The 25,221-nt window shown below is 63.3% G+C and carries 23 protein-coding genes; 16 read left to right on the top strand and 7 right to left on the bottom strand.

Annotated elements, in window-relative coordinates:
* Positions 1–18: 18 nt before the first annotated feature.
* The 3 genes from gatB to ABGM93_RS02310 all read right to left on the bottom strand — a co-directional run bounded on the left by gatB (position 19) and on the right by ABGM93_RS02310 (position 4,347).
* Positions 19–1,503 (bottom strand): Asp-tRNA(Asn)/Glu-tRNA(Gln) amidotransferase subunit GatB, encoded by a 1,485-nt coding sequence (gatB, locus tag ABGM93_RS02320; RefSeq protein WP_321503118.1) that lies wholly within the window; start codon positions 1,501–1,503, stop codon positions 19–21.
* A gap of 124 nt (positions 1,504–1,627) precedes the next feature.
* Positions 1,628–1,930: an EscU/YscU/HrcU family type III secretion system export apparatus switch protein gene (locus ABGM93_RS02315; RefSeq protein ID WP_319773265.1), complete on the bottom strand. Its 303-nt coding sequence runs from the start codon at positions 1,928–1,930 to the stop codon at positions 1,628–1,630.
* Complete coding sequence (locus ABGM93_RS02310) at positions 1,927–4,347, bottom strand: flagellar hook-length control protein FliK (RefSeq protein ID WP_321505701.1); 2,421 nt, start codon at positions 4,345–4,347, stop codon at positions 1,927–1,929. Before ABGM93_RS02310 ends, ABGM93_RS02315 begins: the two co-directional genes overlap by 4 nt.
* 229 nt (positions 4,348–4,576) lie before the next feature.
* Here ABGM93_RS02310 and ABGM93_RS02305 point away from each other — a divergent pair, with 229 nt between their 5' ends.
* Positions 4,577–4,828 (top strand): DUF6455 family protein, encoded by a 252-nt coding sequence (locus tag ABGM93_RS02305; RefSeq protein WP_319773264.1) that lies wholly within the window; start codon positions 4,577–4,579, stop codon positions 4,826–4,828.
* A gap of 96 nt (positions 4,829–4,924) precedes the next feature.
* Here ABGM93_RS02305 and gatA read toward each other — a convergent pair whose 3' ends face one another.
* Together gatA and gatC are read right to left on the bottom strand one after the other, a co-directional pair.
* A complete protein-coding gene (gene gatA / locus ABGM93_RS02300) occupies positions 4,925–6,397 on the bottom strand; it encodes an Asp-tRNA(Asn)/Glu-tRNA(Gln) amidotransferase subunit GatA (protein WP_321337648.1) in 1,473 nt (490 codons plus the stop codon).
* 57 nt (positions 6,398–6,454) lie between these two features.
* Complete coding sequence (gene gatC / locus ABGM93_RS02295; protein WP_319773262.1) at positions 6,455–6,742, bottom strand: Asp-tRNA(Asn)/Glu-tRNA(Gln) amidotransferase subunit GatC; 288 nt, start codon at positions 6,740–6,742, stop codon at positions 6,455–6,457.
* A gap of 278 nt (positions 6,743–7,020) precedes the next feature.
* Between gatC and ABGM93_RS02290 the strand changes: the two genes are divergently transcribed.
* Entirely contained in the window at positions 7,021–7,479 is a 459-nt protein-coding gene (locus tag ABGM93_RS02290; RefSeq protein WP_321503115.1) for a YHS domain-containing (seleno)protein, read from the top strand.
* Positions 7,480–7,573: 94 nt separating this feature from the next.
* Here ABGM93_RS02290 and ABGM93_RS02285 read toward each other — a convergent pair whose 3' ends face one another.
* Positions 7,574–8,281: a metal-dependent hydrolase gene (locus ABGM93_RS02285; protein WP_321503113.1), complete on the bottom strand. Its 708-nt coding sequence runs from the start codon at positions 8,279–8,281 to the stop codon at positions 7,574–7,576.
* Between the two features lie 292 nt (positions 8,282–8,573).
* Here ABGM93_RS02285 and ABGM93_RS02280 point away from each other — a divergent pair, with 292 nt between their 5' ends.
* From ABGM93_RS02280 to ABGM93_RS02265, 4 genes are all read left to right on the top strand, one after another.
* The gene (locus ABGM93_RS02280; protein WP_321503111.1) at positions 8,574–8,957 is read left to right on the top strand and encodes a hypothetical protein; all 384 of its coding nucleotides are present in this window, start codon (positions 8,574–8,576) and stop codon (positions 8,955–8,957) included.
* 224 nt (positions 8,958–9,181) lie between these two features.
* Positions 9,182–9,664 carry a Holliday junction resolvase RuvX gene (gene ruvX, locus ABGM93_RS02275; RefSeq protein ID WP_321503108.1) on the top strand — a complete coding sequence of 161 codons (483 nt, stop codon included), beginning with the start codon at positions 9,182–9,184 and terminating at the stop codon, positions 9,662–9,664.
* Positions 9,665–9,688: 24 nt separating this feature from the next.
* Complete coding sequence (locus tag ABGM93_RS02270) at positions 9,689–10,624, top strand: AEC family transporter (RefSeq protein ID WP_321503104.1); 936 nt, start codon at positions 9,689–9,691, stop codon at positions 10,622–10,624.
* Between the two features lie 63 nt (positions 10,625–10,687).
* On the top strand, positions 10,688–10,888 hold the full coding sequence (locus tag ABGM93_RS02265; protein ID WP_321503101.1) for a hypothetical protein: 201 nt from the start codon (positions 10,688–10,690) through the stop codon (positions 10,886–10,888).
* 8 nt (positions 10,889–10,896) lie between these two features.
* Here the strand turns inward: ABGM93_RS02265 and ABGM93_RS02260 are convergent, their stop codons facing one another.
* Complete coding sequence (locus ABGM93_RS02260) at positions 10,897–12,543, bottom strand: isovaleryl-CoA dehydrogenase (protein ID WP_321503098.1); 1,647 nt, start codon at positions 12,541–12,543, stop codon at positions 10,897–10,899.
* A gap of 145 nt (positions 12,544–12,688) precedes the next feature.
* Here ABGM93_RS02260 and ABGM93_RS02255 point away from each other — a divergent pair, with 145 nt between their 5' ends.
* The 10 genes from ABGM93_RS02255 to rpmG all read left to right on the top strand — a co-directional run bounded on the left by ABGM93_RS02255 (position 12,689) and on the right by rpmG (position 25,175).
* Positions 12,689–13,642 (top strand): aspartate carbamoyltransferase catalytic subunit, encoded by a 954-nt coding sequence (locus ABGM93_RS02255; RefSeq protein ID WP_321503094.1) that lies wholly within the window; start codon positions 12,689–12,691, stop codon positions 13,640–13,642.
* Positions 13,643–13,658: 16 nt separating this feature from the next.
* On the top strand, positions 13,659–14,990 hold the full coding sequence (locus ABGM93_RS02250) for a dihydroorotase (protein ID WP_321503090.1): 1,332 nt from the start codon (positions 13,659–13,661) through the stop codon (positions 14,988–14,990).
* A gap of 38 nt (positions 14,991–15,028) precedes the next feature.
* Positions 15,029–15,643 carry a glycerol-3-phosphate 1-O-acyltransferase PlsY gene (plsY, locus tag ABGM93_RS02245; RefSeq protein ID WP_321503087.1) on the top strand — a complete coding sequence of 205 codons (615 nt, stop codon included), beginning with the start codon at positions 15,029–15,031 and terminating at the stop codon, positions 15,641–15,643.
* A gap of 13 nt (positions 15,644–15,656) precedes the next feature.
* Positions 15,657–16,817, top strand: a complete 1,161-nt coding sequence (gene dprA / locus ABGM93_RS02240; RefSeq protein WP_321503084.1) for a DNA-processing protein DprA — start codon at positions 15,657–15,659, stop codon at positions 16,815–16,817.
* Between the two features lie 470 nt (positions 16,818–17,287).
* Positions 17,288–19,954 (top strand): type I DNA topoisomerase, encoded by a 2,667-nt coding sequence (gene topA / locus ABGM93_RS02235; RefSeq protein WP_321503082.1) that lies wholly within the window; start codon positions 17,288–17,290, stop codon positions 19,952–19,954.
* 78 nt (positions 19,955–20,032) lie between these two features.
* Positions 20,033–22,282: a ribonuclease R gene (gene rnr, locus ABGM93_RS02230; RefSeq protein WP_321503080.1), complete on the top strand. Its 2,250-nt coding sequence runs from the start codon at positions 20,033–20,035 to the stop codon at positions 22,280–22,282.
* The gene (locus ABGM93_RS02225) at positions 22,254–22,715 is read left to right on the top strand and encodes a DUF983 domain-containing protein (RefSeq protein ID WP_321503078.1); all 462 of its coding nucleotides are present in this window, start codon (positions 22,254–22,256) and stop codon (positions 22,713–22,715) included. The genes rnr and ABGM93_RS02225 overlap by 29 nt, the downstream gene beginning before the upstream one ends.
* Positions 22,712–23,455 carry an NUDIX domain-containing protein gene (locus ABGM93_RS02220; RefSeq protein WP_321503076.1) on the top strand — a complete coding sequence of 248 codons (744 nt, stop codon included), beginning with the start codon at positions 22,712–22,714 and terminating at the stop codon, positions 23,453–23,455. Before ABGM93_RS02225 ends, ABGM93_RS02220 begins: the two co-directional genes overlap by 4 nt.
* Positions 23,456–23,658: 203 nt before the next feature.
* Entirely contained in the window at positions 23,659–24,840 is a 1,182-nt protein-coding gene (locus ABGM93_RS02215) for an MFS transporter (protein ID WP_321503074.1), read from the top strand.
* 167 nt (positions 24,841–25,007) lie between these two features.
* Positions 25,008–25,175, top strand: a complete 168-nt coding sequence (rpmG, locus tag ABGM93_RS02210; RefSeq protein WP_319773245.1) for a 50S ribosomal protein L33 — start codon at positions 25,008–25,010, stop codon at positions 25,173–25,175.
* Positions 25,176–25,221: the final 46 nt, after the last annotated feature.

The raw sequence follows: 25,221 nt of genomic DNA, 5'->3' as shown, positions 1-25,221 counted from the left end.
TTCGAACGAAGAGCCGGCTTATTCGATGCCGATCTTCTGGCGCAGCAGATCGTTGACAGCCTGAGGATTCGCCTTGCCTTGCGAGGCTTTCATGACCTGCCCGACGAACCAGCCGAGGAGACCCGGCTTTTCCTTGGCCTGAGCCGCCTTCTCGGGATTGGCTGCGACAATTTCGTCCACGATGGCCTCGATCGCGCCAAGGTCCGTGACCTGCTTCATGCCGCGATCTTCCACGATCTTCTTCGGGTCTCCGCCTTCCGACCACACGATCTCGAAGAGATCCTTTGCGATCTTGCCCGAAATCTCGCCGCCCTTGATAAGATCGACGATGCCACCCAGCTGATCGGCCGAAACCGGGCTGTTGGTGACATCCAGACCTTCCTTGTTCAGGCGGCCGAACAGTTCGTTGATCACCCAGTTCGCGGAAAGCTTCGCATCACGGCCCTCAGCGACGTCCTCGAAGAAATCGGCGGACGCCTTTTCATGCACCAGAATATCGGCGTCATAGGGCGTCAGGCCGTAATCGGCGATGAAACGGGCCTTCTTGTCGTCGGGAAGCTCCGGCAGATCGGCTGCCAGCGCATCCACAAAGGCCTGATCGAATTCCAGCGGCAGCAGGTCGGGATCGGGGAAGTAGCGGTAATCATGCGCCTCTTCCTTGGAGCGCATGGAGCGCGTCTCGCCCTTGCCCGGATCGAACAGCCGGGTTTCCTGATCGATGGACCCGCCATCTTCCAGAATGCCGATCTGGCGGCGTGCTTCATACTCGATGGCCTGACCGGCGAAGCGGATGGAATTGACGTTCTTGATCTCGCAGCGCGTGCCGAATTCACCACCGGGCTTGCGCACGGAGACGTTGATGTCGGCGCGCATGGAGCCCTGTTCCATGTTGCCGTCACAGGTACCCAGATAACGCAGGATGGTGCGCAGCTTGGTCAGATAGGCCTTGGCCTCGTCGGAACAGCGCAGATCCGGCTTGGACACGATTTCCATCAGCGCCACGCCGGAACGGTTCAGGTCGACGAAAGACATTGTCGGGTGCTGGTCATGCAGCGACTTGCCTGCGTCCTGTTCCAGATGCAGGCGCTCCACGCCGATTTCCACCTGCTCGCCATCCGCCATGTCGAGAAGGATCTTGCCTTCGCCGACAATGGGCTGCTTGAACTGCGAAATCTGATAGCCCTGCGGCAGATCCGGATAGAAATAGTTCTTCCGGTCGAAGACGCTTTTCAGGTTGATCTCGGCCTTGAGGCCAAGACCCGTGCGAACCGCCTGACGTACACATTCCTCGTTGATCACGGGCAGCATGCCGGGCATGGCCGCATCGACCAGCGACACGTTGGAATTGGGATCCTGACCGAATTCGGTGGAAGCCCCGGAAAATAGCTTCGACTTGGAAGTCACCTGAGCGTGGACCTCCATGCCGATGACGATTTCCCAGTCGCCCGTGGCGCCCTTGATAAACTTCTTGGGATCGGGGGTTCGGGTGTCGACGATCGTCATGACTGCAAAGTGTCCTGTCTGCGGCAAAACGGATACCTGCGCGCGGTCACGAAATCGCACGCGGGCTTTTGTTTGTTGGGTAGTGCGTCTTTCGCCGCGCCGCAAGAGGTTCTTGCGACAAGCCTTACTTCGACGCCTTTGCTCCACGGCGAAGGATGAAGCCGATGATGACCGCAACCGCCTTGTAGAGCTCCTCCGGGATCTCCTCACCCAGCTCCACCTGCGAAAGCGCCTGGGCCAGAATCGCATCCTCCTCCACCGGCACGCCGCTTTCGCGCGCGAGCTTCAGGATGTTCTCCGCGATATGTCCTTCGCCCTTGGCCGTAACCGTCGGCGCGCCCTGGTTGTCATAGTGAAGCGCGACGGCAACGCGACGCTTTTCGTCGCGGCGGGCCGGGACTGTCTTTTTCGCCGGATCGCCCATCATGTCAGCCGATCCAGAAAATAGCCCGAAGGCGCGGCCTTGTTCTTGGCGGGCCCTGCGGGCAAACCGTGCCGGATGCGGACGCTGGCCACATCGATGCCAGCGAGTTCCAGAACGCCGGAAAGCTCGTCTGCCCCCTCGCGAAGTGCGGCGGCCACATCGGGACGCTGCGCCCAGAGTGTCACCGTCGTGCCCTGCCCGCCAAGCGCCACGAGGCTCTCCACAGCCCCGGTTTCGGGAAGATCGAGCGCGAAGTGAAGCCGCCATCCGGCCGCTTCCGGCTGTTCAAAGGTCCCCCCACCTTCCTCGTCGCGAAAGATCTGAAACTGCGCCATCGCCGTGCCCGCGGAGACCATGAGAGGGATTTCGAAGGTCCAATGAGCCGCCTGCCCTGGCCGCCCGTGCAAGGTCGCGGCATCCGGTCCGCCGGATTGCCCGCTCGGCTGTGAGGCGATCTGAGAGAGCCGGATGCGCGAAAGCGCGGCTTCCGTATCCGACAGAAGCATGCGCGCCGCCTGTTTCGGCCCGGTCGCATCCGCGAGCCCCGATTGCGCCGGCTGCTGGCCCTGCGGCTGACCGCCCGCGCGCGGCGGTGGCGGCGGTGTTCCGGCGCGGGGCGGCAGCGGCAGGTCCGCATCCTCTCCAAGAAAGCCGGACAAGACCGCGCGCAACAGGAAGAGCGTGTTTTTCAGGTCCGCCTTGCCCCCGCCCTGAACACTCGCATTGACGAGCGCCTGCAATGTGTCGGGTGCCGCCAAAACGTCTCCCGCCGCCGTCGCGCGTGCTGGTGAGGATTGGGAACGCGCACCCTGCGGCACCTGACCTGAGGCGCTTTCCCCCCTGGCCGTTGCCGCCTGCGCTTCGCTGAAGAGCCCGGACCGCCCGGCGGCGACACGCACCTGCTCGCCGGTCACCCCATCGGCGGGAAGCCGGAAGCCCAGAACATCGCGCACCACTTGCTGAAGAACGGGCGGCAGCGGGCTCGATTTTCCCGAGGCCGCCGCCGCATTGGCAAAGAGCGGGGCCATGGAATCCTGCCGCGATGCTGCCAGGGGGCGCGCCTCATTCACCGCCTTTTCCAGCGCTTCGGGCGCCGCCGTCGGCTTCAGCGTACCGGGGGCGGACGTCTGAACGAGCTTCACCTCGCCCGATGGCATTTGCCGGGCAGAGGCCAATGCCTGCGTTGTCTCCCCGTTGACGGGTGCCCCCTGACGGTTCGTCAGAAGCGATAGCTGCGGCGGCTCTGCGCCAGTCCCATTCGATGCGATCTTTACGAGAACAGTTCCGCCCGCTTCCGGCAGTGCGCCGAGCGGGGCCTTGATCACGCTCTTGCCGATCGCGATCTGCGGCATGCCGTCGGATGCGGCAAGCAGGACCTTCGCCGCGACAAGGCTCCCCGCAGGCGGCAATTTGCCGGGCCCGGAGACCACCGTCGCCTGCACGGGAGCCTGCGCGCGCGCGGCGTTGGCCATGCGCGCGACATCGCCCGAAAGCGGCTGGTTGTGCGGATCGACGAGCGCGCCGAGCCGCAATGTGGGCTGAGCGCTGCCAACACCCGTGCCGACCTCCGCCCGCAAGGTGACCGTCGCGCCCTCCTTGAGCGCGACCGGCAGGCGAACCTCCACCTGCGCGCGCCCGATGGACAGCCGCGTCGTGCCATCCGCGCCCTGCTGGATGACCTTGGCATTGACCAGATCGCCGGTCTTGAGGGCTGCAAGCGTTTGCGCCGGGTCGGATTGGGCAGCCACCGACCCCGCCGTCTGCCCCGAGGCCGGCGGTGTTGCGGTGAAGGCAGGACCGGTGCGCACCTGGCCGCTTGCCGCCTGGGCTCGCACCGCCTCGGGATTTGCCGGACGCCCCTCCCCATCCACCACCACCGCAAGGCGTGGCTGCGTGCCACCCGTCTCCACCTTCAGGGCGACGGTTCGCATGCCTTGGGGCAAGGCTTCGGGAAGCCGCGCATCAAGCATGGTGCGCCCCACATTGAGACGGGTCGCACCTTCGGCTGTCTGTCCGAGAACCTGAGCATTCAGAACATCGCCCGGCGTGAAGACGGGACGCTGCACGGCAGGTTGCGGCAATGGGATGGCCTGACCGGCCGCAGTGCCCCCTGTTCCGGTATTCTGCGAGGCCGCAAGAGCGGCGCGCGCGACATCCGGTGTCATCGGCTGGCCCTGCGCATCGACCATCAACGCCAGATTGGGCTGCGTCCCGCCAGATTGCACCTGCAGGGCCACCGTTGTGCCCGCCGGAAGGGCCATCGGCAGGCGCACCTCCACCTGCTGTCCCTTGCCAAGCGAAAGCTGTGTCGTGCCGTCCCCACCTTGCGAAACCACGCGCGCAGCCACCACCTGCCCGGCTCCCAGAGCCGTCAGGCTCTGCCCGGTATTGGTCGGCACCGACACTGGAATGCTCGCCACGGCGGACAAGAGTGTGCCTCTCGGTTGAAATCTCCAAGGCACCAGACAACAGCCATATCGGTTAATTCCCGGTATCCGACGCGCTCGCGCGCGTTTTCGAGCCGCGGCCCCGCTGTCGGATGAGAGGCCGCGCCTTGATCCGGATCAAGGACATTTCCCGCCGCAACACCCAAACTTCTCGCAACGTAATCTGATGGTGGCCCGGGTGCCCGATCTGGAGAAAGACGTCATGGGAATTCTCAAGCACGCCAATGACCACATGCACTACATGGGCGAAATGATGCGCCGGACGGACACCGACCCCAGCAAGGCCAGCGGCCCCGCCGGTGAAGCATTCCTGCGTGGCTCCATCGTGCGGTGTCTCTTCTGCAAGCATGGCGAGGAATGCCGGGAATGGCTGGAAGAGGGAAACACCCACTGCGATGCCCCGGCCTTTTGCCGCAACGCCGGACACTTCCAGAACTTCCGCGACAACCGCTGAAACGCCACTCTCTCGCAGATCTGAAAGAAAAAACGCCGACCCCGCGAACCGCAGGATCGGCGTTTTTCATATGTGCTTCGTGAAGCGTGAGACCGATCAGGCCCACCACTTCTCCGGCTGGAAGCGACCGGCGGCGTTCTCGATCACCTGCGCCACCTGGAAGAGCGTTTCCTCGCCGAACGGCTTGCCGATGAGCTGAAGGCCAAGCGGCAGCCCCTTGCCGTCGAGACCGGCGGGAACCGAGATACCCGGCAAACCGGCCATGTTCACCGTCACCGTGAAGATGTCCTGCAGATACATGGACACCGGATCCGTGATCGCGCCCGGCTCGAAGGCCGCCGACGGCGTGGTCGGCGTCAGGATCGCATCGACACCCGCCTCAAAGGCAAGGTCGAAGTCGCGCTTGATGAGCGTGCGAACCTTCTGCGCCTTCAGGTAGTAGGCATCGTAATAGCCTGCCGACAAAACGTAGGTGCCGATCATCACGCGGCGCTTGACCTCGGCGCCGAAACCGGCGGCGCGGGTCTTCTCGTACATGTCGGTGATGTCATTGCCCGGAACCCGCAGGCCGTAGCGAACGCCGTCATAGCGCGCGAGGTTCGAGGAGGCTTCCGCGGGCGCCACGATGTAATAGGCCGGAAGGGCGTAATGGGTGTGCGGCAACGAGATATCGATGATCTCGGCGCCTTCCGCCTTCAGCCAGTCGATGCCCTGCTGCCACAGCGTCTCGATCTCGGGGGCCATTCCGTCGATACGGTATTCCTTCGGGATGCCGATCTTCAGGCCCTTGACCGGGCGTCCGACCGCGGCCGCGTAATCCGGCACCGGACGGTCCACGGAGGTGGTGTCCCTGGGATCGACGGAGGCCATCGACTTCAGCAGCGTCGCCGCATCCTTGACGGTGCGCGCGATCGGACCGGCCTGGTCGAGCGAGGAGGCAAAGGCCACCACGCCCCAGCGCGAGCAGCGGCCATAGGTCGGCTTGATGCCGACGGTGCCGGTGAGTGCGGCAGGCTGGCGGATGGAGCCGCCCGTGTCGGTGGCGGTCGCCCCGGCGCAAAGATGCGCGGCGACGGCCGCCGCAGAGCCGCCCGAGGAACCACCGGGAACCAGTGTGGCATCGGAGCCCTTGGCCTTCCACGGGTTGGCGACGGGACCGTAGTAGCTGGTCTCGTTGGACGAGCCCATGGCGAACTCATCCATGTTGAGCTTGCCCAGCATCACCGCGCCATCGGCCCACAGATTGGCCGTGACGGTCGATTCGTAGCGCGGCTTGAAGCCGTCGAGAATGTGGCTGCAAGCCTGCGTGTGAACGCCCTCGGTGCCGAACAGGTCCTTGATGCCCAGCGGAATGCCTTCCAGCGTCCCGCCCTCGCCTGCGGCGATTTTCTTGTCGGAGGCCGCCGCCATCTCGCGCGCCTTTTCCGGCGTCGTCGTCACATAGGCGTTGATCTGCTTCGCCGCGTCGATGGCCGCGATATAGGCATCGGTCAGTTCCACCGCGGAGAAGTCTTTCTTCTCCAGCCCCTCGCGGGCTTCGGTGATCGTCAGGTTGGTAAGGTCGGTCATGGAAAAATCTCGGGTCAGGCCAAGGCGGCTGAATGCACGGACGATGAGGGCGGGCGGTTACTCGACCACCTTCGGCACCATGAAGAAATTATCTTCGCTCATCGGCGCATTGGCGACGATATCGTCGGCGCGGTCGCCGTCGGTCACCGCATCCACGCGCTTGCGCATGGTCGTCTCGACCACGGACGTCATCGGTTCGACGCCGGAAACATCGACCTTATCGAGCTGTTCGACAAAACCGAGAATGGCGTTCAGTTCACCCTGCATCTTTTCGGCTTCGGCATCAGTGACGGCAATGCGCGCCAATCGGGCAACGCGCTTCACCGTGGCGGTATCGACGGACATGGAATTAATCCCGTTGGCTTGAGCAAACGTCTTGGCGGCGTATAGCACCGGCGCTTGCGCACACGCAATCCACTGAGCGCAAGACGCGACGATCCGGTGAGTGTCACAGACCGCTTACGCGCCTGTGAGCTGGCTTGATTGGCATCATTCCGCCTTTCGCGCCAAGACTGCAAGGCCCTGCGGTTCACTCCATGCCAGAAGCTTGAGACAGACCGCATTCCGATTATCCGGGAGAAACGGATTTGACCCTGTTGAGTGCCCCGCCCAAAAGCCGACTCATGTCTGCATTGCTTATCGCCTTGCCACTGGCTGTCTCAGGAATCTGCCTGCCCGCCCATGCCGATGAGATCACCACCTATGTGAAAGATGGCGCTGCCATTGGCGGCACCGATCCGGTGGCCTATTTCACCGACGGCAAGCCGGTTGCAGGCTCCGACGAGTTCACCGCCACCCATGACGGCGTGACGTGGAAATTCTCCAGCGCCGAACACCGCGACATGTTCAAGGCGGAGCCTGAGAAATATGCCCCGGCCTATGGAGGCTACTGCGCCACCGGGGCAAGCTTCGGCTACAAGATCCCCATCGATCCGACCACATGGGATATTCACAACGGCAAGCTTTATCTCAATGCCGGGTCAGCGCCGCACAAGCGCTATCTCTCCGACGTGGACGGCACCATAGCGCGGGCTGACAAGAACTGGACCAAGATCAAGGACGTGCCCGCAGACAAGCTCTGACGCGCCCATACTTCGACGCGCCAGTGCCCAGAACAAAACGCCCTCCCCGCTTCATGGCCGGGAGGGCGTCCGTGTTTCACAGGCTAACCGCGCCTTAAACCGTGAAGGCCTCGCCAATGGTGGCGACATTCACCTTCGAGGCATCCGCGCCCAGCTCCGCCTTGAACTTCTCCGCATCCGGATCAAGGCCGGGGAACGTCCCGAAGTGACAGGGGATGATGGTCTCGAAATCGAAGAACCGCTTGCAGGCGAGCGAGGCTTCCCTGGCGCCCATGGTGTAGCGGTCGCCGATCGGCACGATGCCGATCTTTGGCGCATGCAACTCGTTGATGAGCTGCATGTCCATGAAGGCGCAGGTATCGCCCATGTGGTAGAGCGTCTTTTCACCGGGTGCTGAAATCACCAGCCCGTGCGGATTGCCCAGATAGATGTTGCCTTCTTCGCTGGTGTGGCGCGAGGAGGAATGATGCGCGATCGTCATGGCCACGCTGAACGGGCCGACATCGATCTTGCCACCCGAATTCATCGGATTGAGAGCTTCGATGCCGTGCTTGCCGACCCAGCCGCAGATCTCCGCATTGCCGGTAATCTGCGCGCCCGTCTTCTTCGCAATCTCGATGGTGTCGCCGATGTGATCATCATGGCCGTGGGTCAACAGAATGTGCGTGACACCCGCCGAGGCCTCATCGACGGACAGATCCTTGGGAAAGACCGGGCTGCCGCTCAGGAACGGATCGATCAGAATGACGGCGCCCGCGATCTCGATGCGAAAGGCGGCATGGCCGAACCATGTGATTTTCATGAAGTGTCTCCCATCTGAACAAAATGCTGCCGGTCTGCCCTGCCGGATACATGCCTGCCAGAGGGGCAGGCGAATTTGCGCCAGAGTATAGGGCTCACTCTCCCGACCTCAAGGATTTGCCCAATCAGACGCCCGGATATTCGCCAAGACGGGAACACACGATTCATGCAAACGGCAATGGGTGAATGAGCAGCCCCCGAAGGGCAAATGCCCTCTGCCGTGATATCATCTCGCGACGTCGTTTTTGCGACACACGGCCTTTTCATTGAAGACACCACCTGCGAGGTTTGCCATGTATCCGTTTTTCTGGCCCAGCGACATCAACGCCCCGTTTGCGGGCGGCAATTTCCAGACGATCTCTCCGACCAGCGGCTGGTTTTCCACCACGATCAACTACAAGGGCTCGCCCGAGATCGAGCGCCGCATCGCCGAAAACGTGGCCAGCAGCGGCCGTCAGCTCGGCATCATCACGGAAGCACTGCTTGAACTGGCGGGAAACCGGAAAGGCGAAAAGCTCGACCGGCTGCGCGAAATCGACAAGCAGATCCGCGAGATCAAGGAACGTTCGACCGCCCAGTTGCGCCGCGAAGCCAGCGCGGGACTTCAGGCCCTTGCCGAGCGCGACAAGAATCAGGCGCGCCATGTGGCCGAGGCTCTCTTGCGCGAACTCGCTTGAGTGATGGATCACGGCGCGGGCAGACAGTGCAAAATCCGATGCCGAGCAATCGGAACCGCGGCGCGGGCGTTCAAAAGCATCTGTGCCGAAGCGTTCCGCGATTCTTCCTGGCTCCACTCAGATCCTCATCGCCGGGTCTGGAAATGACTTGAAGACTTTCGGCTTGGAGTTTGATACGGCAGCGATCAGGAATACGTTTTTCACCCCTTGATCATGCCGGGAAAATGGCCGCAGATCCGACGCTGTCCCTTGAAGACTTCACCGCCGCACTGCCGACTTTCGGGCGGCTGATCGGTATTGATCTTGGCACCAAGACCATCGGCATCGCCCTTTCCGATGGTCGCCGCTCCATCGCAAGTCCACTGGAAACCATCCGTCGCACCAAGTTCACCGCCGATAGCAACCGGCTGCTGGAACTGGTGGACGCGCAGGAAGTGGCGGGCCTTGTCATCGGCCTGCCGCTCAATATGGATGGATCGGAAGGCCCCCGCGCACAGGCGACCCGCGCCTTCGTGCGCAACCTGTCCGCGCGCCGTGCAATGCCGATCACCTATTGGGATGAACGACTGTCCACAGTCGCGGTCACGCGGACGCTGCTTGAGGCGGATACCTCGCGCGCACGCCGTGACGAGGTCGTCGACAAGATGGCCGCCGCCTTCATCCTTCAGGGTTTTCTCGACCGGATGGCACGCGGATCACTCTCCTGACAGTCAGCTGAAGGCCCCTTCCCCATGATGATGGCTCTCGACGCGCTCCTGCCCGTCCTCCTGGTCATCGCCACCGGTCACGTCGTTGCCCGCATCGGACTTGTGACCGGCGACAATTGGCGCGGCTTCGAAAAACTCACCTACTTCGTTCTCTTTCCCTGCATCATCATCCGCAATCTGGCGCTGGTGGATTTCGGCGCTTTGCCCTTTGTGCAACTGGGCCTGACGCTTGCAGGTGCGGTTTCCATCGTCGCGACCTTCCTCCTCCTCATCCGAACCCGGCTGGAAAGGCGGTACGGCATAAGCCCGGCCCGCTTTACCTCCATCTTTCAGGGCTCGGTGCGCTGGAATACGTTCGTGGCGCTGGCCATGGCGGACCAGATGTGGGGACCGGAAGGCGTGGCCCTGATCGCGGTAGCGATCGTCGCCATGGTGCCGCTTCTCAACATGCTCTCCGTGACCGTGATGAGCCGTTTCGCCAATGCCGACACCCCGTTCAGCCTTACGAGGCTTCTCCGCGACCTCACCCGCAACCCCTATATCGTCGCGACGCTGGTCGGCCTCGTCATCAACATGACCGGCCTGATGCCGCCCGAAGCGGTGATGACATCGATGGAAATGCTGGGACGGTGCGCCCTGGCCGCAGGACTTCTGGTGGTGGGGGCCAGCCTCGATATCGGCGCGCTGCGCCGCCCGGGCCCGGCCCTCAGTACCGCCGCCATCCTGCGCCTTGTCGCCCTGCCGACAGTGGCCGCGGGCCTTGGCACGCTTCTGGGCCTTTCCGGCATGGCGCTTGCCGCCGCCGTCCTGTGCACCTCCGTCCCCACCTCATCGGGCGCCTACCTGCTCGCCCGCGAGATGGGAGGCGATGCGGAACTTATGGCGGAAATCCTGACGCTTCAGTCCATTGCGGCCATCGTAACCCTGCCGATAGCTCTGGTCGTGCTTGGCGCGATGTAGCCGCCTTCACGCGTTCTTAAAGCCCCGGCCTTAGGAAAAGACGCAAGGACAGGGGGGCTTTCAATGATCGTGCGAATGCTTGTGCTGGCGCTGATTGCAGCGCCGACCTTGGGCGGTTGCGCGGCTGTCGCGGTAACGGGAGCCGTGGTTGGCGGCACGGCCAAGATCGCCACCACCGCCGTCGGCACGACCGTCGGCGCAACAACCTCGGCCGTTGGCCTCGTCATCCCCGATGGGGACGACGAGGAAGACGCCGAAAGCTAGATCGCAGTCTAGCCTTCGGGAAACGCGTATTCGACCAGCGCCTTGGCGTCGAAGCGCGAATCCAGCATGCCGTAAGTCGCACGCCACTGACCGCCCAGCCGGGTGTCGATGAAGGCGTCCGCCACCGCACGCGGCGCGACCTGACGCAGGCAGGCCGCCGCAACCGTCAGCGCAAGCTGCTCGGTCAGAATGCGCGAGGAGCCGGGATCAGCGACACAGGCCCGCGCCGCCGCCTTCAGCACCTGGCTGGACACCGGCCCGCTGGACCCCAGATCGCGCTCGACTTCGCCGATCACCGCATCGAGCGACTGCGGCTGCTTCTGGAGCGCGCGCAGCACGTCGAGACACATGACATTCCCCGCCCCTTCCCAGATCGCATCGAGCGGCGCTTCGCGGTAAAGCCGCGCCATCGGGCTTTCCTCCACATAGCCATTGCCGCCCAGACACTCCATCGCCTCATAGACCAGCGCAGGCGTCGCCTTGCAGACCCAGTATTTGGCTGCAGGCGTGACCAACCGCGCAAACAGCGCCTCGCGCTCGTTCTTGGGCGCATGGTCGAAGGCACGCGCAAGGCGCATGGTGAGCGCGGTGGCCGCCGCGACGTCCAGCGCCATGTCTGCGAGAACCCGCGTCATCATCGGCTGATCGATGAGCTTGGCCCCGAACACCTGACGGTGGCGGGCATGATGCACCGCCTCGCCCAATGCGGCGCGCATCTGCCCGGCCGAGGCCAACGCGCAATCGAGGCGCGTCATCGTCACCATTTCCAAGATGGTGGCGACACCGCGCCCCTCCTCACCCACGAGCCACGCCCCCGCACCATGGAATTCCACTTCCGAGGAGGCGTTGGAGCGGTTACCGAGCTTGTCCTTGAGGCGCTGGAGACGGAGGCGGTTGACAGATCCGTCCGGTAGGAACCGCGGCATCAGGAAACAGGTGGGGCCTGCCTGCGTCTGCGCCAGAACAAGGAACGCATCGCACATGGGCGCGGAGAAGAACCACTTGTGCCCGGTAATCCGCCACATGCCGTCATCGCCGGGCTCGGCGCGCGTGGTGTTGGCGCGCACATCCGTGCCACCCTGCTTTTCGGTCATGCCCATGCCGATGGTCACACCGGCTTTCTGGTCGGCGGGCAGGAAGCGATAATCGTAGCGACGCGACACGATACGCGGCAGCCAGGTCTCCAGCAGTTCGGGAGAGAGCTTCAGCGCGGCGATCGCGGCATTGGTCATGGTCATGGGACACAGATGCCCGCACTCGCCCTGCGCGGTCATGTAGAGCCGCGCCGCCCTCAGTGTGTGACGCCGCCCGGTCAGGGTCGGATCGCCGTCCCAAGCGGAACAATGCAGGCCGCCTTCCACCGAACGGCGCATCAGGGCGTGATAGGCGGGATGGAACTCCACCGTATCCAGCCTGCGCCCCTGCGCATCGTGGGTTCGCAATGTCGGCGTGTGCGAGTTGGCAAGACGCGCCATTTCCAGCGCATCCGTGGAGCCCCAATAGGCCCCTGCCCGGGTCAGATCTTCTTCGGTCTGCGGATCGAGCAGGGCATCAAGCGCACTGCGCAGCACCGGATCACCGGAAAACAGGTTACGCCCCGCAAAAGGTGGGGTCTGGTTGAACACCTCGTGGGTGGTGCCCGGATCGTGATCCATTCCTTCGATTCTCCGCAGTTTCGGCAGTTTCGGTGCGCGATTCGCCATTCGGAGACGACACTAGCACGGGCGCGGGGGATAACAGGTGAACGGTCCGAATGTCTTCTTGTGACAAAACCCGACTTCACCTATAGAAACAACTTTAATGACAGCACATCTCACAGATCACGCGGTCTCGTTTCCGCACCGCCACCTCCTTGGCATCGAGGGCCTTACGCCTTCCGACATTCTCACCCTGCTGGACCTCGCCGACGAAGCCGTCGAAGTCAGCCGGCAGGTGGAGAAGAAGAAGGCCGTCCTGCGCGGCCGCACCCAGATCAATCTCTTCTTCGAAGCCTCCACGCGCACGCAATCCTCCTTCGAGCTTGCGGGCAAGCGGCTGGGCGCGGACGTGATGAACATGTCGGTGTCCTCCTCTTCGGTGAAAAAGGGCGAGACCCTGATCGACACGGCCGCAACGCTGAACGCGATGCACCCGGATCTGCTGGTGGTGCGCCACCACGCGGCGGGCGCGGTTCGCCTGCTGGCCGACAAGGTTGGCTGCTCGGTCGTCAATGCGGGCGACGGCGCGCACGAACACCCCACGCAAGCCCTGCTGGACGCGCTCACCATGCGCCGTCACAAGGGCACGATCGGCGGGCTCACGGTCGCCATCTGCGGCGATATCCGCCATTCGCGTGTGGCGCGCTCGAATATCCTGCTGCTCAATGCGCTAGGCGCGCGGGTCCGCGTGGTCGCCCCGCCGACGCTGCTCCCCGCCAATGTCGACCGACTGGGCGTGGACGTCTACACCTCCATGCGCACCGGGCTTGCGGATGCCGATATCGTGATGATGCTGCGCCTTCAGCGCGAGCGCATGAGCGGCTCTTTCGTGCCGTCGGTGCGGGAATATTTCCGCTACTGGGGGCTCGATGCGGAAAAACTCGCCTACGCCAAGCCCGACGCGATGGTCATGCACCCCGGTCCGATGAACCGCGGCGTGGAAATCGACCCGGAAGTCGCCGACGGGCCGCGCAGCCTCATCAAGGAACAGGTGGAGATGGGCGTCGCTGTACGCATGGCCGTGCTGGAAGCACTCGCCGCCCACCTGCCGAACTGACAACGCGGAGCATGCGATGAACGGCGATGCCGACACACGGGGCGCCCCCAAGCCGCTGGTGCTCGAAAATGCGCGGGTCGTGGACCCGGCGCGAGATCTTGATGCAATCGGCACGGTGATCGTCGCCGACGGCGTGATCCAGGCTGCCGGACCCGATGCCGCCGGCAAGCCCGCGCCGGCCGGTGCGGAGGTCGTGAACTGCGGTGGCAAGGTCGTGGCCCCCGGCCTGATCGACATGCGCGTCTTCGTCGGAGAACCCGGCCGCGAACACCGCGAGACCCTGCGCTCCGCCTCCAAGGCGGCGGCTGTGGGCGGTGTGACCACGCTCATCACCATGCCGGACACCGAGCCCGTCATCGACGAACCCGCGCTCGTCGATTACGTGCTGCGCCGGGCCCGCGACACGGCCATCGTGCGCGTTCATCCTGCCGCCGCCCTCACCAAGGGGCTGGAAGGCAAGGAGATGACTGAAATCGGCATGCTGAAGGAGGCGGGCGCCATCGCCTTCACCGATGGGCGCAAGTCCATCGCCAATTCCCGCGTGATGCAGCGCATGATGACCTATGCGCGCGAATTCGGCGCGCTGATCATGCACCACCCGCAGGACGTGACGCTGGCCGATGGCGGCGTCATGAACATGGGCGAGACCGCCTCCCGCCTTGGCCTGATGGGCATTCCGGTGGAAGCGGAAATCATCATGCTGGAGCGCGATATCCGGCTGGCGGCGATGACCGGCGGCAACTATCACGCTGCCCTCATTTCCTGTGGCGAATCGGCGGACGTGATCCGCGCGGCGAAGATGCGCGGACTTCGCGTGAGCGCGGGTGTCTCCATCAACCATCTGACGCTCAACGAAAACGACATCGGCCCCTACCGGACCTTCTTCAAGATGTCGCCGCCTCTGCGCCTGGAGGACGATCGCCGCGCCATGGTGGAAGCGCTTCGCGACGGCACGATCGACGTGATCGTTTCCTCGCACGACCCGCAGGATGTGGAAACCAAACGGCACCCCTTCGCGGAAGCCGCTGACGGGGCCATCGGGCTTGAAACCCTGCTTCCGGCAGCGCTCAGGCTGGTGCATTCGCAGGATGTTGATCTTCTGACCGTGCTGCGCGCCATGACCGCGCGCCCGGCGCAGTTGCTCGGGCTCGACGGCGGCACACTGACACCTGGCGCCCCCGCCGACCTGATCGTCTTCGACCCGAACATCCCGTGGGTTCTCGACAAGGCCGACATCGTCTCGCGGTCCAAAAACTCGCCCTTCGAGGATGCACGTTTTCAGGGCCGTGTGGAGCGTACGCTGGTTGCAGGACGCACGGTACACCCCTACTCTGGTCGCCATTCGTGACGCTCCGGCGTCGTCCTTTCTTGGGTTGAGGAATTGCCGTGCCCGATCCGATCAGCTGGGCCATTGCCTGGCCGTATCTCGTCGCAAGCCTGATCATCGGTTATCTACTGGGGTCGATCCCGTTCGGCCTGTTGCTGACACGCGCCGCGGGCCTGGGAGACATCCGCTCCATCGGCTCCGGCAATATCGGCACGACCAACGTTCTGCGCACCGGCAAGAAGAGCCTCGCTGCGGCAACCCTGCTGGGTGACGCGCTCAAGGGCACCGCGGCGGTTCTCATCGTCTTTTACTGGGCGGGCATCGACCACGCCATCGTGGCAGGCCTCGGGGCCTTTCTCGGCCACCTGTTTCCCATCTGGCTCAAGTTCAAAGGTGGCAAGGGCGTCGCCACCTATATCGGAATCATCCTCGGGCTTTACTGGCCCGGCGCGCTGATCTTCTGCGCCATCTGGATCTATGTGGCGGTGTTCACCCGCTATTCCTCGTTTTCCGCGCTTACCGCCAGCCTCGCGACACCGTTCATTCTGGCCGGGCTGGGCCATTGGCAACTTGCCGAACTTTTCACGCTGCTGACGATTTTGATCTGGGCAAAGCATCACGCAAACATTTCCCGCCTCATCAAGGGTACGGAGTCACGTATCGGGGCCAAGTAACCGGAACCTGCGCATGATCGAAACGCCGCCTGCGCCCGCCACGGGGCGGGTATTAACCGAACGCCAGAAACTGGCCTGGTTGCGGCTGATCAGATCGGAAAACGTAGGCCCCGCCACCTTCCGCACATTGCTGAACCACTACGGCTCCGCAGGTGCAGCGCTTGAAGCCTTGCCCAGCCTTTCGAAACGCGGCGGGGCGCGGCGCGCCATTCACATCTGCCCCGAAGAAGACGCCATCGGCGAGCTTCGTCACCTCGAACGGCTTGGTGCTCGCCTCGTGGCACTCGGTGAGCCGGATTACCCACCGCTCCTGCGCCATATCGACGGCCCGCCCCCGCTTCTGGCAATGAAAGGCGGTGAAGGGCTTTTCCTGAACGCTCCCCCGGTCGCCATTGTCGGGGCCCGCAACTGCTCGCTGGCAGGCGCGAAGATCGCCGGACAAATCGCAAGCGACCTGGGAGTGGCCGGGTTCACCACCGTCTCCGGCCTCGCCCGCGGCATCGACACCGCAGCCCACAACGCCAGCCTTCGCACAGGCACGGTGGCTGTCTTCGCAGGCGGGCTCAGCCATCTCTATCCGCCCGAAAACGCGCAGCTTGCCGACCGTATCGTAGGGGACGGCGGCGCATGGGTCAGCGAAATGCCGCCCGGTTGGCAGGCCCGCGCGCGCGATTTTCCACGCCGCAACAGGCTGATCTCCGGCATATCGCATGGCGTGGTGCTGGTCGAAGCGGCCCGACGGTCGGGCTCCCTCCACACCGCGCGCTTTGCCGCAGAACAGGGCCGCGAGGTGCTGGCCGTGCCCGGCTCCCCGCTCGATCCGCGTTGCGAGGGCTGCAATATCCTGATCCGTGACGGCGCCGTTCTGGTGCGCCATGCCGAAGACGTGATGTCCGCGCTCGACCTGGGCCGCGCCCTGCCGCCTCTTCCCCCCCTGGTGGAGGAACCCGGCCGCGACCGCCTCATCGATCCCGACGAGATCAGCACCGACGCCCGACAGCGCATCCTTGATGCGCTCGGCCCCGTGCCCTGCGACATAGACGAACTCATCCGCCATACGGGCCTTGAAGTGGCAAGCGTCCAGACCATCCTTCTGGAGCTGGAACTGGCGGGACGGCTGGAACGCCATCCCCCCAATCGCGTTTCGATCCTCGCGCAGGACGTGTTACTGTGAGGAGCTTGGCTCAGCCCCTCCCGTTACCGGCCTCATCCGGCTCCGCCTCCATGCGGGCCATTTCGAGCAGATAGGAAAGCATGGGCATATCGATGTTGCGAGCCATCTCGCTCATTTCGTGACACATTCTGGCGATGTAACGGCGTGTGTCCTCAGGCTTTGCGGTCCTTGCGGCGATCATTCAAAACCTCAAATAGAAGAGACAATCAAAACAGGTTGCGCAAGGCCGCAAACGGCAAGGCGCGTCATCAAAAGAAAATCTAAAATTGCAATAATGACAGTATGCAACTTAGCGTTTTTTACAGGGAGATATCAAGCAGTATGCTAAGAGGTGGACAAACCGCACCGAACAGGTCATTTGACAGGGCCTTCCCGATCTAAGAATGTCCCTGCGATCCGGACCTTCCGGCCAATATGTACAAATTGGCTTTCAAGTCCTTCTGTTGAAACAATATTTCCCCCAGGCTTCCATGAACGTCGTCATCGTTGAATCGCCCGCCAAGGCCAAGACAATCAACAAATACCTCGGTTCGGACTATCTGGTCCTGGCCTCCTACGGCCATGTCCGGGATCTTCCGCCCAAGGATGGCTCCGTTCGCCCGGATGAAGACTTCGACATGAGCTGGACGGTCGATGCCAAGTCCCAGAAGCGGCTGAACGAGATCGCCAAGGCGGTCAAGGAATCCGACCGCCTGATACTGGCCACTGACCCCGACCGCGAGGGAGAGGCCATTTCCTGGCACGTTCTGCAGGTGCTCAGGGACAAGAAGGCGCTGAAGGACAAGCCGGTGGAGCGGGTGGTGTTCAACGCGATCACCAAGACCGCGATCCTGGAAGCCATGGCCAATCCACGCGCCATTGACGAGCCGCTGGTCGACGCCTATCTGGCGCGCCGTGCGCTGGACTATCTCGTCGGCTTTACGCTCTCGCCCGTTCTTTGGCGCAAGCTGCCCGGCGCGCGTTCGGCAGGCCGCGTGCAGTCCGTTGCGCTGCGCCTCATCTGCGACCGCGAAAGCGAGATCGAACGGTTCGTCACGCAGGAATACTGGTCGATCCTCGCCAACCTCACCACCGCCAATGGCGATGCGGTCCAGGCCCGGCTGACCGAATTCGACGGCAAGAAGATCGGGCGTCTCGATATTGGCGGTGAGGAAGAGGCAACCGCCATCCGCACCATGCTGGAAAGCGCGGCCTTCAAGGTGGCTTCGGTGGAATCCAAGCCCACCAAGCGCAACCCTTACGCGCCCTTCACCACCTCCACGCTTCAGCAGGAAGCATCCCGCAAGCTCGGCTTTGCCGCGGCGCGCACCATGCAGGTCGCCCAGCGGCTCTATGAAGGCGCCAATCTCGGCGGCGAGACCGTGGGTCTCATCACCTATATGCGTACCGACGGTGTGCAGATCGCGGGCGAGGCTATTGCCTCGGCACGCTCCGTCATCGGTCGCGAATTCGGCGACAACTACGTGCCGGAAAAGCCGCGCCACTATTCCTCCAAGGCCAAGAACGCGCAGGAAGCCCACGAAGCCATCCGCCCGACGGATCTCTCGCGCCTGCCCAAGGACATGCGCCGCTTCCTCGATGACGATCAGGCCCGCCTTTACGAACTGATCTGGAAGCGCACCATCGCCAGCCAGATGCAGTCGGCCACCATCGAGCGCACCACGGTCGAGATCGAGGCATCCGCCGGGGGCCGCGAAGCCGCTCTTCGCGCCACCGGCTCCGTCATCCGTTTTGATGGCTTCCTTGCCCTTTATCAGGAAGGCCGCGACGACGAGGAAGACGAGGAATCCCGTCGCCTGCCCCCAATGAGCGCGGACGAGATCCTGACCCGTCAGGAAATCGAAAAGGCGATCGAGGCCAACCAGCACTTCACCGAACCGCCGCCGCGTTTCACCGAAGCGACGCTGGTGAAGAAGATGGAAGAACTCGGCATTGGCCGCCCGTCGACCTATGCCTCCACACTGCAGACGCTGCGCGATCGCGACTACGTGGCGCTCGACAAGAAGCGGCTCATTCCCGATGACAAGGGGCGTCTGGTCACCGCGTTCCTGGAGAGCTTTTTCAATCGCTATGTGGAATACGATTTCACTGCCGATCTGGAAGAAAAGCTCGACAAGATTTCCGCCAACGAGCTCAACTGGAAGGACGTCCTGCGCGACTTCTGGAAGAATTTCTCCGGTGCGGTGGACGAGATCAAGGATCTGCGCGTGGCGCAGGTCATCGACGCCCTCAACGAGATCCTCGCCGCTCATATCTTCCCCGACAGGGGCGACGGCAGCAATCCGCGCGTCTGCCCGGTATGTTCCAACGGCCAGCTTTCTCTGAAGATCGGGCGCTATGGCTCCTTTGTGGGCTGCTCCAACTATCCCGAATGCCGCTACACCCGCCAGCTTGGCTCCAACGGCGAGGAAGACGGTGCATCGGACGGTCCGACCGTGCTCGGCCAGGATCCCGAAACCGGGCTCGACGTCACGCTGCGCACCGGTCGTTTCGGCCCCTATGTGCAGCTTGGCGAGGAAGCCAAGCCGAAACGCGCCTCCCTGCCCAAGGGATGGTCGGCACAGGCGATGGATCTGGAAAAGGCGCTGCGCCTGCTCTCACTTCCGCGCGAGGTGGGCTTGCATCCGGAAACCGGAAAGCCCATTTCCGCGGGCATCGGACGCTATGGCCCCTTCGTGCTGCATGACGGGACCTACGCAAATCTGGACAATGTCGATGAGGTCTTCGAGGTCGGCATCAACCGTGCCGTCGACGCTTTGGCGCAAAAGGCCGCCAAGAGCGGACGCGGACGGGCAACGCCTGCCGCGCTCAAGGAACTCGGCGAGCATCCCGATCTCGGCGGCGCCATTACGGTGCGCGACGGGCGTTACGGCCCCTATGTGAACCACGGCAAGATCAACGCCACCCTGCCCCGGGATACCGACCCGCAATCGGTCACCATGGAGCAGGCCGTGGAGCTGATCGCGGCCAAGGCGGAAAAGTCGGGAAAGAAACCGGCGGCCAAAAAGACCGCGGCAAAGAAGCCTGCGGCCAAGAAGACGACCAAGACGGCAGCGACGAAGAAACCGGCCGCGAAGAAATCAACGTCCGCCTCGAAGGCCAAGACTAAGGCCAAGGCGGAGACGGAAAACGAATAGGCAAGACAGCAATTGGCATCGCGCAAGACCCGCCGGAGGGACGAAAACCTCCCTTCCCGCGAGGAAATCCTCGCATTCGTGGCGGAAAATCCCGGCAAGGCGGGCAAACGTGAAATCGCGCGCGCCTTCGGGCTCAGCGGAGCCGCAAAGATCGGCCTGAAGCAGCTTCTTCGGGAACTGGCTGAAGAAGGGCTCGTGGAAAAACGCCACCGCCGCCTCGCAACGCCCGGCTCCCTGCCCCCCGTTTTCGTCGCCAATCTCACCGGCCGTGACGCCGACGGCGAACTTCTGGGCCAGCCGGGACGCTGGTATGAGGAAGACGGTCCCGTCCCCAACATTCTGGTTATCCCCGAACGCCACCGCAACAGCCCGCAACCGGGCGTCGGCGACCGCGTTCTGGTTCGCCTTATCTCTGGCGATCCGGGTGAAGAAGCGCGCCATGTCGCCCGCGTCATCAAGATCCTCGAAAAGGAACGGTCCTCAACGTTGGGCGTCGTACGCCTGCCGGAAGGCGCGCCCGTCGCCCGTCTCGTGCCGGTCGATCGCAAGCAAAAGGAACTGCCCATCGATCTGGCCGATCTGGATGGGGCGGAGGATGACGAGCTGGTGGCCGTGGAAACCACCCGCTCCGGGCGCTATGGCATTCCGAAAGCCAAGGTGATCGAACGCATCGGCTCGATGAAATCGGAAAAGGCGATCTCCATGATCGCCCTGCACGAATACGGCATCCGCCATGTGTTTTCGCAGGCCGTGCTCGATGAGGCGGAGCGTGCAAAGCCTGTCGATCCCAAAGGCCGTGAGGACTGGCGCGCCCTGCCGCTCGTCACCATCGATCCGCCCGACGCCAAGGACCACGACGACGCCATCCACGCGGAAGCCGACACCGACGAAGCCAATCAGGACGGCTGGATCGTCACCGTCGCCATTGCCGACGTGGCCGCCTATGTGCGACCCGGCTCCGCGATGGACCGCGAGGCGCATCTGCGCGGCAACTCCGTCTATTTCCCCGACCGCGTCATCCCCATGCTGCCGGAGCAGATCTCGAACAATCTCTGCTCCTTGCGCGAAAAGGAAGACCGCCCGGCCATGGTCGTGCGCATGGTCTTCGGCGCCGATGGGCGCAAGAAGAGCCACACCTTCCACCGGGTGATCATGCGCTCTGCGGCCAAACTGGCCTATGCGCAGGCACAGGACGCCATCGAAGGCCGCACCGACGACAAGACCGGCCCGCTGCTGGAGCCTGTCCTGAAGCCCCTTTGGGGGGCCTATGCCTGCCTTATGCGGGGACGCAAGGACCGCGAACCGTTGGACCTCGACCTGCCCGAACGCAAGGTTGTGCTGACCAAGGACGGCCTCGTCGACCGCGTCGTCGTTCCCGAACGCCTCGATGCGCACAAGCTGGTCGAGGAGTTCATGATCCAGGCCAATGTGGCGGCCGCGGAAACGCTGGAAAAGAAGCGCATCCCGCTTCTATATCGTATCCATGACGCTTCGAGCCCGGAAAAGCTGGAATCGCTGCGCGATTTCCTGTCCACGATGGACATCAGCCTGCCCAAGGCGGGCAATCTGCGCCCGGCCCATTTCAACGGCATCCTGAACCGCGTGGCCGACACGCCCAATGCGGAACTGGTCAACACCGTGGTTCTGCGCTCCCAAGCGCAGGCCGAATATGCACCTGCCAATATCGGCCATTTCGGCTTGAACCTGCGCCGCTATGCGCATTTCACCTCGCCCATCCGCCGCTATGCCGATCTGATCGTCCATCGCGGTCTGATCCGTGCTCTGGGGCTTGGCGAGGACGGCTTGCCGGAAGGCGTTGAGCGCAAGCTTGAAGCCATCGGGTCGGAGATTTCCGCGACCGAACGCCAGGCCATGAAGGCGGAGCGTTCCACCATCGACCGGCTGATCGCCCATTGGCTCTGCGATCAGGTGGGCGCGCGTTTTACGGGGCGCATTGCGGGCGTGACGAAATCCGGTCTGTTTGTGCAACTTGACGAAACGGGCGCGGACGGGTTCATTCCGGCTTCAACCCTGGGCGCGGATTACTATCACTATGACGAGCCCAGTCATGCGCTGGTGGGGAGGACCACCGGCGAGACCTATCAGCTGGGCCTGCGTGTGGAGGTGAAGCTGGTGGAGGCGGCCCCGCTTGCGGGTGCGCTGCGGTTCGAGATGCTGAGCGACGGCGTGAAGGGACGTCCGTTGAGAGGAGGACGATCGGGAGCCGGACGCTCACCGGTCAAGCGTGTCGTGCGTACACGCAAGGCGGCTTCGCCCGCCGGGAGGAAGGGAAAGAAAAATGGTGGTGGAAATAAACGGCGTTCCTAAGAGCGATGCGTTGGCGCGTCCCCCACGGGACCTGTCCCTTTCCATGAAGCGCGGTGCATTGGGCCGTTGCCCGAAATGCGGCGAAGGCCATCTTTTCGACGGCTATCTCAAGGTCCGCCCGGTTTGCGACCATTGCGGCGAGGAACTGTTCCATCATCGCGCCGATGACGCCCCGCCCTATTTCACGATCCTGATCCTGGGCCATATCCTGGTCAGCGTCGTTCTGGGCGTTGAGATCGCCTATGAGCCCCCCATGTGGGTTCATGTCGTCTTGTGGACCCCTTTCACGATCCTGACGGCGCTTGCGCTGCTGCGCCCCATCAAGGGCGCGCTGGTGGGCCTGCAATGGGCCTTGCGCATGCACGGCTTTGATCCCGACTCGGAAGACGATTTCGCCCTCATGGCCCGCGAACAGGGAGGTTCGGAGCTGTGACGACCAATCTCGTTGAACGCCTGAGCAGTTCCGAGCGGCGCATGGACCATGCGAACCAGCGCCCGCGCGACGCCGCAACCCTGCTTATTCTGGACCGCTCCAGCGGTGGCGAGCCGCGCGTCCTGATGGGCCGGCGCCACATGCGCCACAAGTTCATGCCCGGCAAGTTCGTGTTTCCCGGTGGCCGCGTTGATCCCATGGATTCCCGCGTCCCGGTTACCGCCGATTACGCCGAGCCGGTCAAGACCAAGCTCATGCATGCCATGAAGCATCGCAAGGGCGAGGCTCGCGCCCGCGCTTTCGCTGTGGCCGCGATCCGCGAAACCTATGAGGAAGCCGGTATCTTCATCGGCCGCAAAGACGGGGCGACCTGGAAGGCGCACGGGGATTTCGAGGCCTTCACCGAACGCGGTATCTCGCTCGACCTCTCCCCCATCCGCTTCATCGCCCGCGCCATCACACCGCCGCGCCGTCCGCGCCGGTTCGACACGCGCTTTCTCGCCGTCTGGTCTGATGCGATCTGCGACCGGCTGCCGGAAGGAACGGGCCCGACGGGCGAACTGGAAGAGCTGTGCTGGCTGAGCCTTGAGGAAACCAAAACCCTCGAACTTCCCACAATCACACTCACCATCATCGAGGAATTGCAGCGCCGACTGTCGGAAGATCCGGCGCTGGAACCCACCACATCGTCCCCCTACTACTATTGGCAGCGCAAGGGCTTCGTTCGCGAAGAAGTCTGATCCGCCACATGGCTTTCCGCCAGCCCCGAAATGGATCTGATACCGCATCGACACGGACGCGAAATGTGTCCTTGCGGCATCAGGGCCTGTGTCTCGCGCACTTGGGGAAGGAATGTCCATTGCCAAAACGGATGTTCCGGGCCAGTTAGGAAACCCGCCCCATTTTGGGCGACGTTTCCTTTCCGACCTCAGGACCACTTCCAATGAGAGAAGCCTCACCGCTTCACGGCCCCGTATTGACCAATGGCGCACGCGTGCGCGGCCTGGCGGCTGCAATCTCGTCCATCACGGCCGTGGGCGTCGCGCTTGGCCTGAGCCTGCCGCTTCTCGCGCTTCTGCTGGAACAGCGCGGCATTACCTCCGCCTGGATCGGCATCAACAGCGCCGTTGCCGGTATCGCCGCCATTGGCGTGACACCGTTCGTCACGGCGCTTGCGCGCCGTTTCGGCACGGCGCAACTCACCTTCGCGATGACCTTCATCGCCGCCGTGACCTTCTCGTTCTTCTTCCTGATCGAGAATTTCTGGCTGTGGTTTCCCTTGCGCCTCGTCTTTCACGGATCGTTGGCGATGGTTTTCGTGCTGTCGGAGTTCTGGATCAACTCACTGGCGCCGGAAAGCCGCCGCGGTCTGGTCATGGGCATCTACGCCACGATCCTCTCGCTGGGCTTTGTGGCGGGCCCGCTGATCTTCGCCGCGTTCGATACGCTGAGCTTCATGCCCTTCGCCATCGGGACCGGCATTCTCCTCCTCGCATCCTTTCCGGCCCTGCTGGCGCGCAAGTCCAGCCCTCGTCTGGAAAGCGGCAGCAATGGTCCGTTCATCCGCTTTCTGCTGATTGCGCCCATGGCGACGATGGCGGGGTTCGTCTTCGGTGCGGTGGAATCAGGGGCGATGACGCTGCTTCCGCTCTACGGGCTGAAGATCGGTCTGGAACAGACGAAAGCGGCCCTGCTGGTCTCCGCCTTTGTCGGCGGCAACGTGATGATGCAGATCCCGATGGGGCTTCTCGCGGATCGCTACGAACGTCGCCAGCTCCTGACGCTGTGCGCGGCGGTCGGCTTCTTCGGGGCGCTCCTTATCCCCGTGTTCAGTGGCACGTTCACGCTCCTTGCCCCCTATCTCTTCCTGTGGGGCGGCGTCATCGCGGGCCTTTACACCATCAGCCTCACGCATCTGGGCTCACGCTTCACCGGCGCGGATCTGGCCTCCGCCAATGCGGCATTCGTGATGATGTATGCCACCGGCATGCTGACCGGGCCGGCGTCTTTGGGCGTGGCCCTCGATACCGATGTGCCCAGCGCCATGGCATGGACATTGGCGGGTTATTTTGCCCTCTATCTCTTCATCGCTTTTTGGCGTATGAGAACCCCCGAAGGTCGCTGAAACACGAAACTCGGGGACCGACGCCACAACTTACCGCTAGCGCCTGCAAGAGCCTGCTTGACTTTGGAGCGCCGATAAGTAGGTTGGCGGCTCAATTTCCAAGCCATCGCCCTCCCCTTAACGGCCGCCTGCGGCGCGAGGGCGTAGACCAAACGGGATTTACGGCAATGGCCAAGGCCACTACGATCAAGATCAAGCTCGTTTCGACGGCGGACACCGGCTACTTCTACGTTGCGAAGAAGAACAGCCGCACGATGACCGAAAAGATGTCGATGAAGAAGTACGACCCGGTCGCGCGCAAGCACGTCGAGTTCAAGGAAGCGAAGATCAAATAGGTCTTCTGCTCCGAATCGGAAATACCCAAAAGCGCGGCTCAGGCCG

It is taken from the genome of Breoghania sp., assembly GCF_963674635.1.
GTDB lineage: Bacteria > Pseudomonadota > Alphaproteobacteria > Rhizobiales > Stappiaceae > Breoghania.
Note: the sequence above shows the minus strand (reverse complement) of the source record. Positions and strands in the feature narration are given on the sequence as shown.